Source organism: Bacillus sp. FSL R5-0820 (genome assembly GCF_038593385.1).
GTDB classification, from domain to species: Bacteria; Bacillota; Bacilli; order Bacillales; family Bacillaceae; genus Bacillus; species Bacillus altitudinis.
Map to the genome: position 1 here is coordinate 2,025,643 of NZ_CP151991.1, position 16,758 is coordinate 2,042,400.

The 16,758-nt window shown below is 41.2% G+C and carries 19 protein-coding genes; 1 reads left to right on the top strand and 18 read right to left on the bottom strand.

Features of this window, described 5'->3' with window-relative positions; all coding sequences use genetic code 11:
• Nucleotides 1-126: 126 nt before the first annotated feature.
• The 7 genes from NST15_RS10280 to NST15_RS10310 are packed head-to-tail and all read right to left on the bottom strand — an operon-like array spanning nt 127 to nt 5,698.
• Entirely contained in the window at nt 127-1,110 is a 984-nt protein-coding gene (locus tag NST15_RS10280) for a biotin--[acetyl-CoA-carboxylase] ligase (RefSeq protein ID WP_342498526.1), read from the bottom strand.
• Nucleotides 1,083-2,285: a CCA tRNA nucleotidyltransferase gene (locus NST15_RS10285; RefSeq protein ID WP_017367495.1), complete on the bottom strand. Its 1,203-nt coding sequence runs from the start codon at nt 2,283-2,285 to the stop codon at nt 1,083-1,085. The genes NST15_RS10280 and NST15_RS10285 overlap by 28 nt, the downstream gene beginning before the upstream one ends.
• Nucleotides 2,278-3,423, bottom strand: coding sequence for an N-acetyl-alpha-D-glucosaminyl L-malate synthase BshA (bshA, locus tag NST15_RS10290; protein WP_046527071.1), 1,146 nt, complete (start codon nt 3,421-3,423; stop codon nt 2,278-2,280). The genes NST15_RS10285 and bshA overlap by 8 nt, the downstream gene beginning before the upstream one ends.
• Nucleotides 3,424-3,425: 2 nt before the next feature.
• Nucleotides 3,426-4,130 carry a bacillithiol biosynthesis deacetylase BshB1 gene (bshB1, locus tag NST15_RS10295; protein ID WP_017367496.1) on the bottom strand — a complete coding sequence of 235 codons (705 nt, stop codon included), beginning with the start codon at nt 4,128-4,130 and terminating at the stop codon, nt 3,426-3,428.
• Nucleotides 4,117-4,536, bottom strand: a complete 420-nt coding sequence (gene mgsA, locus NST15_RS10300) for a methylglyoxal synthase (RefSeq protein WP_008344580.1) — start codon at nt 4,534-4,536, stop codon at nt 4,117-4,119. Before mgsA ends, bshB1 begins: the two co-directional genes overlap by 14 nt.
• Before the next feature lie 17 nt (nt 4,537-4,553).
• Complete coding sequence (gene dapB / locus NST15_RS10305) at nt 4,554-5,357, bottom strand: 4-hydroxy-tetrahydrodipicolinate reductase (RefSeq protein ID WP_017359745.1); 804 nt, start codon at nt 5,355-5,357, stop codon at nt 4,554-4,556.
• 5 nt (nt 5,358-5,362) lie between these two features.
• Nucleotides 5,363-5,698 carry a nucleotide pyrophosphohydrolase gene (locus NST15_RS10310; protein ID WP_008344575.1) on the bottom strand — a complete coding sequence of 112 codons (336 nt, stop codon included), beginning with the start codon at nt 5,696-5,698 and terminating at the stop codon, nt 5,363-5,365.
• A 137-nt stretch (nt 5,699-5,835) separates the two neighbouring features.
• On the opposite strand from NST15_RS10310, the gene NST15_RS10315 reads away from it, so the two are divergent.
• Entirely contained in the window at nt 5,836-6,708 is an 873-nt protein-coding gene (locus NST15_RS10315; RefSeq protein ID WP_003215598.1) for a YitT family protein, read from the top strand.
• Between the two features lie 30 nt (nt 6,709-6,738).
• Here the strand turns inward: NST15_RS10315 and ypjB are convergent, their stop codons facing one another.
• The 11 genes from ypjB to hisC form a co-directional block, all read right to left on the bottom strand.
• Nucleotides 6,739-7,545 carry a sporulation protein YpjB gene (gene ypjB, locus NST15_RS10320; protein WP_008344572.1) on the bottom strand — a complete coding sequence of 269 codons (807 nt, stop codon included), beginning with the start codon at nt 7,543-7,545 and terminating at the stop codon, nt 6,739-6,741.
• Between the two features lie 65 nt (nt 7,546-7,610).
• Nucleotides 7,611-8,204 (bottom strand): DUF1405 domain-containing protein, encoded by a 594-nt coding sequence (locus NST15_RS10325; RefSeq protein ID WP_017359746.1) that lies wholly within the window; start codon nt 8,202-8,204, stop codon nt 7,611-7,613.
• Nucleotides 8,205-8,306: 102 nt separating this feature from the next.
• Entirely contained in the window at nt 8,307-9,074 is a 768-nt protein-coding gene (locus NST15_RS10330) for a menaquinol-cytochrome c reductase cytochrome b/c subunit (protein WP_008344567.1), read from the bottom strand.
• A 41-nt stretch (nt 9,075-9,115) separates the two neighbouring features.
• On the bottom strand, nt 9,116-9,790 hold the full coding sequence (qcrB, locus tag NST15_RS10335; protein ID WP_003215804.1) for a menaquinol-cytochrome c reductase cytochrome b subunit: 675 nt from the start codon (nt 9,788-9,790) through the stop codon (nt 9,116-9,118).
• 2 nt (nt 9,791-9,792) lie between these two features.
• The gene (locus tag NST15_RS10340) at nt 9,793-10,299 is read right to left on the bottom strand and encodes a ubiquinol-cytochrome c reductase iron-sulfur subunit (protein ID WP_035391667.1); all 507 of its coding nucleotides are present in this window, start codon (nt 10,297-10,299) and stop codon (nt 9,793-9,795) included.
• A gap of 144 nt (nt 10,300-10,443) precedes the next feature.
• Nucleotides 10,444-10,890 carry a YpiF family protein gene (locus tag NST15_RS10345; RefSeq protein WP_017359747.1) on the bottom strand — a complete coding sequence of 149 codons (447 nt, stop codon included), beginning with the start codon at nt 10,888-10,890 and terminating at the stop codon, nt 10,444-10,446.
• 61 nt (nt 10,891-10,951) lie between these two features.
• Nucleotides 10,952-11,491: a ReoY family proteolytic degradation factor gene (locus NST15_RS10350; protein WP_008344562.1), complete on the bottom strand. Its 540-nt coding sequence runs from the start codon at nt 11,489-11,491 to the stop codon at nt 10,952-10,954.
• Nucleotides 11,492-11,566: 75 nt separating this feature from the next.
• Nucleotides 11,567-12,838 carry a tetratricopeptide repeat protein gene (locus NST15_RS10355; protein WP_035702924.1) on the bottom strand — a complete coding sequence of 424 codons (1,272 nt, stop codon included), beginning with the start codon at nt 12,836-12,838 and terminating at the stop codon, nt 11,567-11,569.
• Nucleotides 12,839-13,127: 289 nt separating this feature from the next.
• Entirely contained in the window at nt 13,128-14,414 is a 1,287-nt protein-coding gene (gene aroA, locus NST15_RS10360) for a 3-phosphoshikimate 1-carboxyvinyltransferase (protein ID WP_046527075.1), read from the bottom strand.
• Between the two features lie 10 nt (nt 14,415-14,424).
• On the bottom strand, nt 14,425-15,540 hold the full coding sequence (locus tag NST15_RS10365) for a prephenate dehydrogenase (protein ID WP_035702923.1): 1,116 nt from the start codon (nt 15,538-15,540) through the stop codon (nt 14,425-14,427).
• A 117-nt stretch (nt 15,541-15,657) separates the two neighbouring features.
• Entirely contained in the window at nt 15,658-16,755 is a 1,098-nt protein-coding gene (gene hisC, locus NST15_RS10370; protein ID WP_061419491.1) for a histidinol-phosphate transaminase, read from the bottom strand.
• Nucleotides 16,756-16,758: the final 3 nt, after the last annotated feature.

A 16,758-nucleotide genomic window follows, 5' to 3' on the forward strand; every position in this document is an offset into this window, starting at 1 on the left:
TCATCCCTCTGTCCAAGTCCCTTAGGATCAAGGCAGAAATTTATCGAATTTTTCTTCCTAACAGGTACAGTTCTTTTTCAGATACTGCCCACACGAAGTATATCAAAAATGTGCCGGGTGTTCCACTTAAGTTGACTTGATCTCAATGTCAGCGGAGTAGATGTTTTGGATTCCGCCTTCCGTTTCGAGTAAAAGAACGCCTTCATCATTAATCCCAAGCGCCGTTCCAGCATATTGTCCATTGACGGTGCGTGCGATGATACGCTTTCCAATGGTCACCGCATATGATTCCCATAATTGTTTGATCGGAGCAAAACCATACGTCATATATTCATCATACCTTTTTTCAAAGGTGGACATGATGGTTTGAATCAGTGCTGCTCTGTCTACCTTTTCACCCAGCTCCATTTGCAAACTCGTCGCAACATCCTTTAATTCTTCAGGAAAATCATTTGCCGTCTGATTCACGTTAATGCCTGGGCCAATAATGACTGCGTGAACTTGGTCAGCCTCTGCTTTTAATTCAGTCAAAATACCAACGACCTTTTTTCCGTTTAGCAAAATATCGTTTGGCCATTTGATTGATGGACTGAGACCCGTTTGCTGCGCTATGGCTTCAGTGATGGCGACAGATGCTAAAAGCGTCATTTGCGGCGCTTTGTGCAGCGGTATTTCCGGCCGGAGAATCAAACTCATCCATATGCCTGTCCCATTTGGTGAGTGCCACGTTCTTTGAAGGCGTCCTTTTCCGTTTGTCTGATGATCACTGACAACAAGCGAGCCGTGCGGGGCTCCTTTATTGACGAAGTCATGGGCAATGAGCTGAGTTGAGGCGACTTCTTCTTGAAAGTAAATATGCCGGCCAAACAGCTCTGTTTCCAAACCAAACAGAATTTCGTCTTCACTAATTTTGTCCGGTTTACGAAGCAGCCGGTATCCTTTTCTTCTGACCGCTTCGACCTCATATCCCTCTTTTCGCAAATCCTCTATATGCTTCCATACCGCCGTTCGGGAGCAGCCAAGCTCATCACATATTTGCTGGCTTGAGACAAAATCTTGCTCAGATGCTGTAAATAGTTCAATTAATCGTTTTCTAATCGCTGATCGCACGCTATGAGCCACTCCTCTATGGCTTCTTTTCGGTTTTCAAGCTGGTTTTGCAAAACGGCTTTTTTCACAGAAGCAAGCTCTTCTGCAATCCATTTACCAGCTGGCTTTTGCCGAAAGGCCATCAAATCTTTTCCTGACACTGCAAGGTCTTGAAGCTGTTTAATCGGCAGCGCATCATATGAACGTTTCGCCGCCTCCAGCTCATCAAAGAAAATGCGACGCTCATGTTTGAGCTGCGTGATTTTCATACTAGAAAGCAGGACATGTTCACCAGCTTCAAACATTTTTTCCGCATCCCAGTCACAATCAACATATTTGCTAATAGCAACGGCTTCTTTTAAAAGTTTCGTTGATAACTTCCATTCTTTTAAAAAGGACACCGCCTCCGCCTCATCTAGACCAAGTAAATGGATAAAGGCTCCCCACACCTCATCTAACCCATCCAATAAATAATACGGGAAAGCTTGGAACGTTTCATTCAGCTGATCCTTTTTGAGGCCGGGCAATTCTTCATACAATTTGGTGGAGATGAGCACCTTGATGGCTTGCTCACAGTAGCGGCCTTTTAAAAGTTTTTCCATTTCGATTTTTTTGCGTTCAACAGAGATGTTGGCAAGCAGATGTTTATCTTTTTTCATGGCTTCTTCCGTCTCTTTAGAAAGCTCAAACCCGAGCTGGCTTAAAAACCGCACCGCTCTCATCATCCGAAGCGCGTCTTCTTGAAAGCGGCACGCAGGATCTCCAACCGTTTGAATTCGTCTTCGCTTAATATCCCGCTTGCCGCCTACATGGTCAATGATGTCACCATGAATATCCATGGCTACTGCATTGATCGTTAAATCTCTTCTTAAAAGATCTTCTTTTAGTGATGAAATAAACGCCACTTCTTTAGGCCGGCGAAAGTCTTCATATTCTGATTCAGTCCGAAACGTAGTGACCTCATAGCTGACCCCGTCAAGTAAAACAATAACAGTGCCATGCTCTTTGCCGACATCTACTGTTTTATCAAATAAAGACTCCACCACATCAGGTGTGGCATCTGTCGCAATATCGATATCCCCAACTTCCCTGCCTAAAAGGACATCTCTCACCGCACCGCCGACAAAATAAGCTTGATACCCATGTTCGTGCAGTGTATGTAAAATAGGGATCGCATGTGTGAATGGTTCATTCATCTTCAACATCACCTTCGATCAATTCTAAGTAAAGCTCTTCATACTCTCTCACAATTTTGTCAGAAGAGAAATTGGCTTCCACACTAGACTGGGCTGCCATCGATATTTGCTGATGGAGCGCATTGTCTTTCAGAATAGTGATGGCATGTTTTGCTGCTCCATCTACATCACCAAGCGGAACAAGGAATCCTGTCTCTCCATGTGCAATCACCTCTGGAATTCCTCCAACGTCTGTTCCTATACAAGGTACTCCGCATGCCATTGCTTCAAGTAGTACAAGACCAAAACTCTCTTTCTCAGAAAGCAGCAGCTTCAAATCACTAATCGAATAGAGCTCCTCCACTTTCTCTTGCTTTCCTAAAAATAACACGCGGTCCGTTAATCCAAGCTTTTTCACAAGCTCGCAAACAACCGATTTTTCAGGTCCGTCCCCAATCAGTAGCAGTTTTGCATTCACCTGTTCAGAAATCTGTTTAAACACATGGATCACGTCATGCACCCGCTTCACTTTACGGAAATTTGATACATGGATGACGACCTTCTCATCCTGCAGAAGACCATAATGCGTCTTCAGCACTTCGTGATCTTCACGCAAATATACGCGCTCATCGACGAAATTATGGATCGTATCAATTTTTTTATTCGGTTTAATCAGATCGTATGTCTGCGCAGCTAATGAATGTGATACAGCCGTTACGCGGTCAGATGATTCGATCGCAAACCGGATGACTTCCTTTAAAGATGGGTCATAGCCTAAAACCGTAATATCCGTCCCGTGAAGCGTGGTGACGACTTTGACAGACTGTCCAGTCATTTGCTTAGCTAAGAACGCACAGACGGCGTGAGGGACCGCATAATGCGCATGAATAATATCAAGCTTCTCTCGTTTTGCCACTTCTGCGAGTTTACTTGCCAGTGCAAGGTCATAAGGCGGATATTGAAACACAGCATATTGATTGACATCCACCTCATGAAAATAAATATTCGGATACACTTTATTGAGTCTAAACGGAATACTTGAGGTAATGAAATGAACATCGTGCCCTTTTTCAGCTAAACGTTTTCCAAGCTCTGTGGCAATAATGCCCGAACCGCCAACACTCGGATAACAAGTGATTCCGATCTTCAATTTTTTCATAATTACCCCCCAAGTAAGTCATCGTCCATCAAAAGTGGCTTCTTTGTCAGAAACCCTTCTGCAAAAGGTTTATTGACTTCCCTTCCATACATCGACTCTCTCATTTTGACAAAATCAATATAACCATTTACAAGCGGTGTCTCCACTGAACTCTCTGTTTTGACAAATTGGCTTTTATACGCATGTAAGCTATCAATTTTTTGGTTCATCTCGTCTGAGATATCGATCACAAAATCTGGACGATGGTGGCCATTAATCATGTAATAATACATCTGGCTTATTTTATGCGCTGGCTGCTTGTATGAATCTTCAAATTTATGTATACCTGCAGAAAAAGCGGCCTCTTCTACAAGTGAACCCGCATGACCATGATCAGGATGTCGATCTTGGTGGTGCGGGGCAAAAATAAGTTTTGGTTTATATGTTCGGATGACACCTGCAATTTCTTTTATCGCTTCGTCATTCAGATAAAGTCCTCTATCTGGCAGCGTGAGCTGGATTCGAGTCGTGACGCCTAAAATGGCAGCGGCTGCTCTGGCCTCTTCTTTTCGGCTGTCAATCGTTCCATTTGAAGATAATTCAGCCTGAGTCAAGTCACAAATCCCAACACGTGCCCCTTTTTTTACGTATTTTGCAATCGTTCCACCCATACCGATCTCTACATCATCACTATGGGCACCGAATGCAAGGATATCAAGTGGTTTCATGCGTTCCTCCGTTTTTTGCTACATCTCGAAAATCAAACGTACCTTTATTTAAATTCCTGACTAAAATTTCGGCAGTCCCCATATTGGTTGCTAATGGGATGGCATACACATCGCAAAGCCGGATGAGTGCAGATACATCCGGTTCATGCGGCTGTGCAGTGAGAGGGTCTCTAAAAAAGAGCACAAGATCCATTGCATTATCAGCAATCATGGCACCAATCTGCTGATCCCCTCCAAGTGGTCCTGATTGGAAACGATGAACGGGAAGCCCAGTCGCTTCTTTCACTCTTAAACCTGTGGTTCCTGTTGCATAAAGTGTATGATCTGCCAAAAGATCTCGATACGCAATGGCGAATTGAATCATGTCACTTTTTTTCTTATCGTGAGCGATTAAAGCAATGTTCATCAGGGATCCACTCCTTATTAGTCGATAATATTTTCTAAGCCATAAACGAGTTGATCAATATGCATCACCTGTTCAACAGAAAGCTTCACACCTGACATAAAGGATGCACGGTTATAAGAATCATGACGGATCGTGAGCGTCTGTCCGTCCATTCCAAACAGCACTTCTTGATGTGCAATCATGCCTGGAAGTCTTACGCTGTGAAGGCGGATGCCATCATAATCTGCTCCTCGTGCACCTTCGATTAGTTCTTTTTCTTCAGGGTGCCCCTGCTTTTTGCTTTCTCTTACTTCTGCGATCATTTCAGCTGTTTTTAGTCCTGTACCGCTCGGAGCGTCCAATTTTTTATCATGATGAAGCTCAATGATTTCAACATCAGGAAAATAATTTGCTGCCATTTTGGCAAACTTCATCATTAAAACAGCACCAACAGCAAAGTTAGGCGCAATAATACAGCCTATCCCTTTTTCTTCTGTTAATTGCTGAAGTTCTTTTAGGTCGTCTTCTGAAAAACCTGTTGTGCCTACGACTGGACGTACGCCATGTTCAAGGGCTTTTTTTGTATGTACTTTCCCGATTTCTGGGGTCGTCAAATCAATTAATACATCCGGTGCTGTTTCTGAAAGACACACGTCAATATCCGTATAAATGGGCGCATCAGATGTTGTATGAAGCACATCAGATAGCTTTTTCCCCTCATGTGTGTGATCAAGTGCTGCTACCAGTTCAAAATGGCTTGTTTCTTCTGCAAGCTTGACAGCCTCTATCCCCATTCTTCCTCTTGCTCCAGCGATTACGACTTTGATGGTTTGATTCGTCATCTTCTCTACTTCCCTTCTTTTTTCGTCCAGCGATCTTTGTCTCTTGTATTGAATTTATGCATCACACGATCATGGGCTTCTTCAAGTGATATATTGAGTGAATTGGCAAGGCATGTTAACACAAACAGCACATCGCCAATTTCTTCTTCCATGCTTTTTTCTGTTTCAGTTGTTTTTTTCGGCTTTTCTCCATAGTAATGGTTAACCTCTCTTGCCAGCTCACCTAATTCTTCTGTCAGACGGGCCATCATGGCAAGCGGGCTGAAATAGCCTTCTTTAAATTGTCCTATGTAATCATCTACTTCTTGCTGCACGTGACGCAGCGTTTTTTCATTCGTCATGAAGCTCATCCTCCTATCCATCTCTTACATGTTAGCGAAATCATAAATATTTGACAAATGTTTAAAACTCAGTTTGCTTGTTTCTCTTCCATACCATATAATATTATCGCTGTCTAAGCAAAAAAAGGAGTGATCTTTTGCTAAAAGAAATTCGTCTTAAAAATATCGTATTTATTTTAATAGGATCTGCGATTTTTTCTTTCGGCCTTGTTCATTTTAATATGCAGAACAACTTGGCGGAAGGCGGATTTACAGGTATCACACTGCTTTTATATTTTCTATTTCACATTGATCCATCTATTTCAAACCTTGTGTTAAACATTCCGATCTTTTTTATCGGCTGGAAAATGCTTGGAAGAACCATGTTTACATATACAATTGTCGGAACCGTCAGTCTTTCTGTCTTTCTAGCCATCTTCCAGCGCTTTCAAATACATATGCCTCTTCAGCACGATTTAGCCTTAGCCGCACTTTTTGCAGGTGTGTTTATCGGAACAGGCCTCGGAATCATCTTTAAATTCGGCGGGACAACAGGCGGCGTTGACATTATTGCAAGATTGATCAACAAACATTATCAAGTCGCAATGGGAAGAACGATGTTTATCTTCGACGCGTGCGTCATTACCATCTCTCTCACCTATTTAAATTACAAAGAAGCCATGTATACACTTGTTGCCGTATTTGTTGCTGCAAAAGTCATCGACTTCATGCAAGAAGGCGCTTACGCTGCCAAAGGAGCGATGATTATTTCTGAAAAGGATGACATCATTCAAAAGAAAATCACAGAGGAAATGGAGCGTGGAGTGACCATTTTAAAGGGTGTCGGCTCCTATACGAAACAGGAACGCAACGTCCTTTACTGCGTCGTTCCAAAAAATGAGCTTGTCCACCTCAAGAGCGTCGTAACTTCCGTCGATCCTCATGCCTTTGTATCAGTGAGTGACGTGCATGACGTACTTGGTGAAGGCTTCACATTAGATGAACATAAAAAGCCGCTCAATCCCCATTAAAAAAGAAGCCCGATAACGGTGCTTCTTTTTTTATGACTTTGGATAATCGGCTTGTCTCTTTTGCTTTTTTTCTTTTTCAGCACGGTATTTCCTAAACCCAACATACGTTAAAGTGAGTAAAATCATACTTCCTGTTGTTAAAATGACCCATAAAAGCGATGGATCCGCTTCATCTTGATCAACGTTCGCAAACACACTTGATAAATCCTCTTCGAGTTTCGTGAGACGCTCAAGCTTTGTCCCACTCGATGCTTTTAAAAATTCACCTTGTTCAATTACTTCCATGTGCTGCTTAATCGTTTGCAGCTTTTCAGGCGAGATATCAATGGTTAAACTCGGATAAATCATATCATACAATGAAACCAGCTCATTCCAAGTTTCATAGAACGTCGTCGATTCTGGATCTTTTACTTCTTTCTTTAATGTCGGAAAAGACCCCATAATCGGCTTCTCGAGAGATCCCCAAAGAGGTTCTGAATTTGATTGTATCGCATCGAGAAGCATTCTAAACTGAGAGGCATACCGAAGTTTTTCGCGCTCATTTAAGTCTTCCTGCGGGAGTCCTTTAATGATATCTTGATAGCCAAGTGTAATTTGCCGAACCTGCGTATTCGTCAAAGTTCCGCGCCAATTCTCAGCTTTAAATGTCTTTTCAGCATACAATGCAACTTGTAATGCCTCATCATATTTAGCTTGTCTCGTTAATTGAAAGATTGAATCTGATAGTTCCGTTAATTCTTGCAGCGCTTTAGCAGCTGTTGTTTCCTCACCTTTTGCAGCAGCTGGATGCAAGACAAGAAATAATAATAGAATCATCGCGATTGACTTTCGTTTCATGCAAGTCCCTCCTAGCCTTTCTCCATACAGCGTATGAAGAAAAGGACAAGGTTAGACCAACATTGTTAAGGGAGTTCAAGCTTGACCGATTTTTTCGAGATGACAAGATAATACGAAACAAGAAGAACGGCAATACTTAACCAAAACGTCACGTAGCCGATCTCATTTGAATAGGCAGAAAGCATAGAATAACGCGGCATCATTCCAAATACATAATCAATCACATCATTATGTAAAATCCATATGCCTGCTACAACCAAATGACGCATTTGAAAACGATAATACGGCGCAAATAACACAGCCTGTACCGCCATCGCAAAGTGCGAACCAATTAGCATATATCCTTCCCAAGGAAAATCATCAACAGAAACGAGCACGAAAAGATTCATCCCTACAGCCCATAATCCATATTTGATCAAGGTGACAAGGGCCAGTGCTTCAAAATAAGGAGCATGGCGTTTCATTAGAAAGGCTAGTAATACAAATAAAAAGAAAAAGCTTGCCGTCGGACTGTCTGGAACAAAAGGTAAAAAGATAGCCGGCGTCTCAACGAGCTGCGGGATATACCAGTAGTAGCCGTACACAGTACCAAGAAAGTTGACAATGAGCACCAGCACAAGCATGTAGCGTGTGGCTAGCAAATATTGAATCCATCTCATATTTCTCTTCACTCACGATCTGTTAAAATCAGAAAAAAGCTGACAGCGCCAGCTTTTTTCTCCTTTTGAGTATATCCTTGTACTTGCATTTAAACAACTGAATTATTTAGATTTGACCTCAGATAAATATTTCGAGAGCTTTTCAAGTTCTTCATCGCTGCCTTTAAAAATGCCCTTAGGCATGTTGCCTTTACCTTCTACAGCGATTTTCGCAATTTCCTCTGGTGCTAAACCATTGTCAACAAGTGACGGTCCAGCTGCCCCGCCTTGCATATTATCTCCGTGACAGGAGATACATGTCTGCTCTTGATAGATTTTATACTCTTCAGCTGAGGTATCAATCTCTGCTTCTTTCTTGATTTCACCTTGCTTCGCAGCTGCTTCCCAGTCATGAGTAGCAACAGATTCCCATGTTAAATAGGTTGCTGCACCAACTGCAAGAATCATCATCCCAACTGCAATTGGTCTTCGATATGGCCTGCGTTCAGGACCAGAATCAAGAAATGGTGCGAGTAAAAGAGCACCAAACGCAATTCCAGGCATAATCATTGCGCCAACTACCGTATAGCTCCCTGCAGCAAACTCATATTTTAACAACTGGTACAAAAATAGGAAATACCAGTCTGGCAGCGGAATATAGCCCGTATCTGTCGGATCAGCCATCCGCTCAAGCGGAGGTGCATGAACAACAGTTAGGACAAGAAATCCAATTAAAAAAACAGCACCTACAAGCCATTCCTTTAAAAGAAAGTTCGGCCAAAAGGCTTCGGTTTTTCCCGGATATTCGGAATAGTCTTTAGGTATGTTAGGTTTTCTTTCTGCCGGTATTCTGGAATCTCCGACAAACTTCATCCCTTTTCCCCTATGCAAAGTCATCCCCTCCTCATTGAACATTCATCAAACGCAAAATTTTACAGCGGTCCAGAAATTCCTTGCTTACGAATCATAATAAAGTGGGCAGCCATCAGCCCAAATAATGCCGCTGGCAAGAAAAAGACATGGATAGCGAAAAATCTCGTCAGCGTTTGTGCACCTACAATGTCAGGATGACCTGCAAGCAGCGTTTTAATCTCTTTCCCAATGAAAGGTGTCGCCTCTGCAATTTGAAGACCAACCTTCGTCGCAAATAGCGCCTTCATATCCCACGGTAAAAGATATCCTGTAAAACCAAGTCCAAGCATCACAAAGAAAATGAGCACACCGACAATCCAGTTTAGCTCTCTAGGCTTTTTATACGCCCCTTGGAAAAAGACCCTCAGCGTATGTAAAAACATCATAACAATGACTAGACTCGCACCCCAGTGGTGCATCCCTCTTACAATCTGTCCAAATGCCACTTCATTTTGCAAATAATAGACAGATTCCCATGCATTTTTAATATCCGGTACATAATACATCGTTAAAAACATGCCCGAAAGGACTTGAATGACCGTCACAAAAAACGTTAAACCGCCAAAACAATACACAAAAGCAGAGAAATGATGTGCTGGATTGACGTGCTCAGGCACTTCATGATCCGCAATGTCTCTCCATATCGGTGTGATGTCCAGCCGCTCATCTACCCAATCGTAAATCTTGTTAAGCATCGTTACCCTTCCCCTTTCGGCACAGCTTTTCCAAGATAGAGGTATCCGTCCTTCACTTGCTGCTTATAATGATCAAGCGGTGCAAGCGGTGGAGTTCCGGGTACGTTTGTACCATCCTTGTCGTACAGCCCATAATGGCATGGGCAGAAAAATTTGTTTGGATTTTTCGGATCACTGTTCCAGTTCACTGTACATCCCAAATGTTTACAGATTGGCGATAAAGCGACAATTTCATCCCCTTCTTTGTACACCCATGCAGACCTAGATTCCTTTGACTCATACCATGCATCTACTTGATCAATTTTAAAGTCAAAGCGCTTCGGTTCTCTTGTCAGTTCATCTACACTGACAACTTGAACCATATCCTGATCCTCTGTTCCTTTTAGCACAGGGTCAAGCGCAAAGCGAACCATAGGCATGAGCATTCCAGCGGCCATAAATCCCCCCACGCCGGTCAACGTGTAATTCAAAAATTGACGCCTGGACACTCCATGTCTCTTCTCGCTCATTTTTTTCTCCCCCCCTCAGGTCGTCAGCTACTTTATAACTGAATTAGAAAAAATTTCATAAAACTAGGACACCCTCATAATATATCAATCTATTCACAAGGTCAACAGCCTAAAAAGCTATGTACAATGCAAATGTAAGGGTTTTTATGACGGGTTCCATTTTTGTAACAAAAAGTTCAAAATTTGTTCTACACTGTCTTGAATGACTTTTTGCTTTAAATTGACCTTTAAATGCTCAAGCGGAACAGACTGCAATATAAATGCCGATTCGCTCACTTCTAGCTGTTCTTTCCATTTGTTATCAGATGTGATAAACACAACATGCTGAAAATGTTCTTGCAATGATTGTTTTACTGCAAGTATGTCTTCTTGCTTACGATGATTTACTTCTAAATATGTATGTGGAGGAAAAAGAAACACTCTGCCTTTCAGTTGCCTTTCAAGATCTTCTGCCACAAGCATTGTAAACTCACCTAAAGACACGGTTTGTTTGATATGGCTCGCATTTATCCCAACTAATGGAATGATAGCGGTATCAATGTAATCTTTAGATTGTAAAAAGAGATCCGCATCCTCCGCCTGAAACTTCATCTAGTTCCCCTCTTTCATCACATAAGCCCTGCCTGTATAGGGCAAGGCTTATTGGCTTGGTTTATGATAATAGGCTTAATTCTTTTGCTAACTTATTAAATGTTTCTTGATCATGACGGTCAAGCGCTTCATCGATTTCTTTCATCAGCCGTTCTTTTTGGAAAGTAGCGATAGAATGCTCTAGCACTTTCTCAGCAAGATCTTTATCTTTTTCATTTTCATAAAGATCTTTAGGAATATGAGGGTTTGTTTCAAGTACAGCGGCATATTCCGGCGAACGATATGCAGATCGGAAATTCAATTGAATAAATAAATCTTGCTGTTTATTCAAACGAATATCATGAAATGATTTTTCTGCATCTGTCGTCATGATATTTTCTTTATAAAATCTAAAGGGAACTTCATCCACACAGTGTGTTGACATAATAATTCCCCTTGGGCAAAATTCGGCTTGCTCTACAAAATGAACCTTTTCCATCAAAGAGTCGTGACTCATTAAATAATTTAATATCCAAACACACTCTCTTCGCTTTAACTGATAATGGTTTAAGAACCACCGGATAAATTCCTTCTTTTCATTGACAGAAACAGGGGTCTGCATGTTATTCCCTCCTCTATCGTAAATTAAATTGCTATACATGAATTATTCAACAAACCAGTTCTTCATTCCTGCAAACTATAAGGAAATTTCGTCTTCAATTCTTAAAATCGTTTCTTCAATTTCTTCATTCGTGCCATCTTTCTGAAGAACTTTTCGTAATAACGGCAAGGCTTCTTTTTGTCTGCCTTCTTCTAAAAGGAACGAAGCATATTCATATAAAAAGTCACGTTCCTCATCAAAATCAGGCAGAGCAAGTTTGAAATACTCAGCGGCTTCATCGTATTCTTCTCGTCCGACAGAAGCAGAAGCAGCATACCAATTCCATTTTGGATCTTCTTCCCCAAAGCTTTTAACCTCTTTAATCACATCCAGAATTTCATCAAACAGCTCTTCATTTAAATAGATCGCAAGCAGCGTTTGAACCGCTTCAATATATCCTGGATCAAGAGCAAGTGCTTCTTGAAGCAATTTTTTCGCATCTTCCGAATGGCCATTTTTCAAATCAATCTTTGCCCCATATAAATATAACTCTTTGTTATACTCATCCACTTTAATTCCTTCTTTTACTATCTCTAAAGCTTCATGATATAGTCCTTCTTCCTCATAGCTTTTGGCTAAAGGCATATAAAGTGACGAATACGAAGGATCAATATCTTTTAGTTCAGAAAGCTGCTGAATAGCCGTTTTCGTTCTGCCAGCCCTCATCGCTGTAAATCCATAGCCAAAAAGTGTATTTGGATCCACTTGATCCTTTACAGCCTTTTCATACCATTCAAGGGCATCTTCAAATTCTCCAGCTGTGCTTAATGATTCAGCGAGCCGCTGATATACATTGACACCGCCAATTTCATTTTGTTGATCGGCCACTTTGTAGAAATAGTCGGCTGCTTTCTTTGAAAGACCTTGAGAAAAATACAATTCCCCTAAAGCAAAATCAATGACGGCTTCATGAGGTAGTAACTCTTTCGCTTTTAAAAGCTTTTGTTCACTGACTTCAAATAGTCCTTGCATTTGATACAAATCTGCCATTAACAATAAACTCTCTGGATACGCATCGTCATCTTCAGGAATCGTTTCAAGAACTGCTATTGCCTTCTCTTCTTCGTCAGAGTCTATTAAAAGCTCTGCATAAAAACAGGTTAATCCTGTTTCTTCTGGATATAAATCATGTAAATCACTAATGAGATTCCGTGCTTTATCAATATCTCCCCAGTCATAATATAACTGAGCTGCCTGCGCTTTTTCTTCATCATGAAGATGCTTCTCTGCTTGAGCAAGTGTTTGGAGTCCCTTTTCAGTCTCACCCGCCTCAACTAATTTTATGGCTTCTTGTAATGAACTATTCAAATCAAACCGTTCCTTTCTGTTTCCAAAAACCTAAACTGTTGTTACTTCATATCATAATCGACAGCTGCATATCCAGCAAATATGTTGCTCTTTTAACATGAAGCCATTTTTGTGTTTTGAAGACTCTTTTTCAATCAATACTTTACTAAACTGACGATTTGTAAACCGAATACGCTAAAAAATTGTTTTTGAATCAGCAAAATGCTCTTTTTCAAGGTTTCACCTTGAGACAAGCTATGCTATAGTTCTTTCAAATATGCAAAAGGAAAGAAAAAGCCTGAGGAAATCCTCAGACTGTTTGCGTTAAGTATTCAATGTGTTCAAAGAAATTTGGGTAAGATACACGTACTGCATCTGTATCTTCAATCTCGATTGCTTGCTCTGTTATACATGCCGCAATTCCTAACATCATACCAATTCGATGATCTCCGTAGCTTGAGACGACTGCGCCGCCTTTAAGGCTCGTTTTACCATGAATCTTCATTCCATCATCTGTTGCTTCAATATGAGCACCTAGTTTTTTAAGTTCTGAAACGACTGTATCAATACGATTGGTTTCTTTCACTTTTAATTCAGCGGCATCTTTAATGATCGTTGTTCCTTCTGCTTGAGTAGCTAGGAGCGCAATAATAGGAATTTCGTCGATGAGTCTAGAGATCATATCACCTGAAATGTCGATCCCTTTTAATGAAGAGGTAGAGATCGTTAAATCACCGTACGGTTCTCCGCCTTTAGCATCCACTTCTTGAATGTCGAGGTCTGCACCCATTTGTTTTAGCACATCTATAATACCAGTTCTCGTTTTGTTCAAACCGACATTTCTCAATACAATCCGGCTGTTTGGAACGATAGATCCAGCCACTAAGAAAAATGCAGCTGAAGAAATATCTCCAGGGACAAATACATCTGTTGCTTTTAACGTTTGTCCACCTTCAATTGCAACACTTTGTGCATCTTCATGTAGCGAGACACCAAACATTGATAACATTCTTTCGGTATGGTCTCTTGATTTATGCGGTTCAGTTAACGTCGTTGTTCCTTCTGCCTGCAGCCCAGCTAGAAGGACAGCCGACTTAATCTGGGCACTGGCAACTGGAGACTCATAAGAGATAGCTTTTAAATTACCCCCACGTATAGAAAGTGGTGTATACTCGCCATTTGCTCTGCCATCTATCTTGGCTCCCAATTGTTTTAGCGGACCTGTTACCCGTTTCATCGGTCTTTTGGCAATACTTTCGTCTCCGATCAGCGTACTGTGGAACTCACAGCCAGCCAAGATTCCCATCATTAAACGAATGGTCGTGCCAGAGTTACCAACATCGAGAATATCGCTCGGCTCTTTAAGTCCTTTTAGTCCCTTACCATGAATGACAACATCTGTACCTTTTTGCTCGATGTCTACACCCATCTTTCTAAAACAATCAATCGTGCTTAAACAATCAGCGCCAGGTAGAAAGTTTTTTACTACTGTAGTCCCGTCAGCAATAGCGCCAAACATCACAGATCTATGAGAAATGGATTTATCTCCTGGAATATGAATTTCTCCATTCATAGGAGCACTTTTATGAATTTTCATGTTCCTCACCTCAATCAGCATAAAATGTATCGTAATTTGCTCTATTTTTTATACAGAGTTCTGCCCGCTTTCGATCGTCATCTGTTTGAAAACTGATGCGTAAAATCCCGTTAATGTCTTCTCGCGTTTCAATAATACGGATATTTGTAATACTAATGTTTTCATTTGCTAGATATCCTGTAATTTCCGAAATAACACCAGGATGATCCGGCACATCGACATAAAGATCATAAAAAGCAGGGATCGCTCCTTTTTTCCTCAGAGGCAGGCCGTCGCGATATTCCTTGGCCTCTTGGAAATAAGAGAATAACCCCTCAGCATCTTCTTGTTGCACAAAGGATTCAATGCGGTCAATCTCTTTTTTCCATTCATAGAACCGGTCTAAAATCTTGTTTTTATTGTGCAAGAGGATATCGCGCCACATTGCAGGATTACTTGATGCAATACGGGTAATATCTCGAAAGCCTCCAGCAGCAAACCGTTTTACAAGAGGAAATTCTTCTTCAAAATGATGCGCTTGATGCACAAGACTGGCAGCGACGATATGTGGAAAGTGACTAATCACACTTGTCACAGCATCATGTTCTTCGGGTGTCATTTCAATGAAATGAGCATTGGTTCCCTTCAGCAGATCCTTCAAACGGTCAACAGCCTGACGACTTGTTACCTTTGCTGGCGTTAAAATGTAGAATGCATTTTCAAATAAAAAGTCTTTCGCTGCAATGACACCTGATTTATGAGACCCTGCCATCGGATGCCCGCCAATAAATTGGTAATGATCAGGCAACGTTTTTTCAGCAAAGTGAACGACCTTTTGCTTTGTGCTCCCTACATCCGTAATCGTGAGCTCTCTTTCAATTCCAGATGCTGCAATATCACTTAACATTTTGACGGTTTGTTGTACTGGCGTTGCCAAAATAATCGTTGCTGATGCTTTTAAGCCTTCTATAAAGGACTCGGCAGTCGCGTCAATGATCCCTAGTTTTGTTGCAGCAATCATTTGTTCTTTAGAGACATCATAGCCTACAATTTTTTTATGTGGAAATTCTTTTTTAATCGACAGTGCAATAGAACCACCAATTAAACCAAGTCCAGCGATTAATATGGTTTCGTTTGCTTCATTCATGTTCATCACCTGATTTTTCGCGAAAATTAAACAAGCTGTTTCAATAGCTTATATGTATATTGGATGAGTTACAACGAAAGCCATATCCCATAAACAGGATATGACTTCATTGTTATGCTACGCACGGATGCCTTGTAATAAATCGGCAAGTGTAGTTAAGATTTCTTCATTTTGCTCCTTCGTTCCAACAGTAATACGCAAAGAAGTTGGGAATCCGAGAGCTTGACCAGATCGAACGATATAGCCCTTTTTCAAAAGTGCATTGAACAGCTCATCTGCATCTCTTTTAAAGTCAATCAGCACAAAGTTTGTTTGAGATGGATAGATAAATAGTCCAAAACGTTCCGCAAATTCTTGATATTGCTTGAGACCTGCTTCATTTTTTTGTCTGCACGATTGAATGAAGTCTTGATCTTTAATGGCTGCACGTGCAGCTGCCTGAGCGATACGACTTGTATTAAATGGCTCTCTCGCAGGTTCAATGGCGGTAATCAACTCCTCTGAGGCAACCCCATAACCTACTCGAAGTGCCGCAAGTCCATATGCTTTAGAGAACGTGCGCAGTACAATGACATTTTGATAGGCTTTTAATAGAGATAAACTGTTCGGAAAGTCTTCCGCACGAACATATTCAAAATATGCTTCGTCTAAAACGACAAGCACGTGAGCAGGCACTTGATCTAAAAACGATACGAGCTCAGACTCTGACAAATGATTTCCTGTCGGATTGTTCGGATTACACACCCAAACGACTTTTGTGTTGTCATCCATCGCATTCAGCATTCCCTTTAGATCATGAGCTCCTCCATTTAGAAGTGGTACTTCTCTAATCTCTGCATGCTCAATTACTGCATTGTGACGGTATTGCGGGAATGACGGAGATGGGATCACCGTATTTGTATGTTGATCAAGGAATGCCCTAGCAATAATTTGCACAAGTTCATCTGAGCCATTCCCGAATATTAATTGTTTTTCATTTACTTGAAGAAACTCAGCCAGTTCCGTTCTTAAACTTGCGCTGTATCCGTCTGGATAAATCGCTAAATGTTCAAGTTCAGCTTGTATGGCCTCTCTTGCATGTGTGGAACATCCAAAAGGGTTTTCATTTGAAGCCAATTTCACAATTTTGTCTAATTGATATTCTTTTTTGACCTCTTCAATTGGTTTCCCAGGTTGATACGGTTTTAGCTGTTTTAATTGATCTTTGATTTGCAAAAT

Coding starts and splice junctions, on each gene's coding strand:
- NST15_RS10350 (WP_008344562.1), bottom strand. CDS start 11,491: ATGCAGACCCCTGTTTCTGTCAATGAAAAGAAGGAATTTATCCGGTGG.
- qcrB (WP_003215804.1), bottom strand. CDS start 9,790: ATGCTTAACAAGATTTACGATTGGGTAGATGAGCGGCTGGACATCACA.
- dapB (WP_017359745.1), bottom strand. CDS start 5,357: ATGACGAATCAAACCATCAAAGTCGTAATCGCTGGAGCAAGAGGAAGA.
- NST15_RS10365 (WP_035702923.1), bottom strand. CDS start 15,540: ATGAATGAAGCAAACGAAACCATATTAATCGCTGGACTTGGTTTAATT.
- aroA (WP_046527075.1), bottom strand. CDS start 14,414: ATGAAAATTCATAAAAGTGCTCCTATGAATGGAGAAATTCATATTCCA.
- NST15_RS10345 (WP_017359747.1), bottom strand. CDS start 10,890: ATGAAGTTTCAGGCGGAGGATGCGGATCTCTTTTTACAATCTAAAGAT.
- bshA (WP_046527071.1), bottom strand. CDS start 3,423: ATGAAAAAATTGAAGATCGGAATCACTTGTTATCCGAGTGTTGGCGGT.
- bshB1 (WP_017367496.1), bottom strand. CDS start 4,130: ATGAAACCACTTGATATCCTTGCATTCGGTGCCCATAGTGATGATGTA.
- NST15_RS10340 (WP_035391667.1), bottom strand. CDS start 10,299: ATGAGCGAGAAGAGACATGGAGTGTCCAGGCGTCAATTTTTGAATTAC.
- NST15_RS10310 (WP_008344575.1), bottom strand. CDS start 5,698: ATGACGAATGAAAAAACGCTGCGTCACGTGCAGCAAGAAGTAGATGAT.
- NST15_RS10285 (WP_017367495.1), bottom strand. CDS start 2,285: ATGAATGAACCATTCACACATGCGATCCCTATTTTACATACACTGCAC.
- mgsA (WP_008344580.1), bottom strand. CDS start 4,536: ATGAACATTGCTTTAATCGCTCACGATAAGAAAAAAAGTGACATGATT.
- NST15_RS10325 (WP_017359746.1), bottom strand. CDS start 8,204: ATGAGATGGATTCAATATTTGCTAGCCACACGCTACATGCTTGTGCTG.
- ypjB (WP_008344572.1), bottom strand. CDS start 7,545: ATGAAACGAAAGTCAATCGCGATGATTCTATTATTATTTCTTGTCTTG.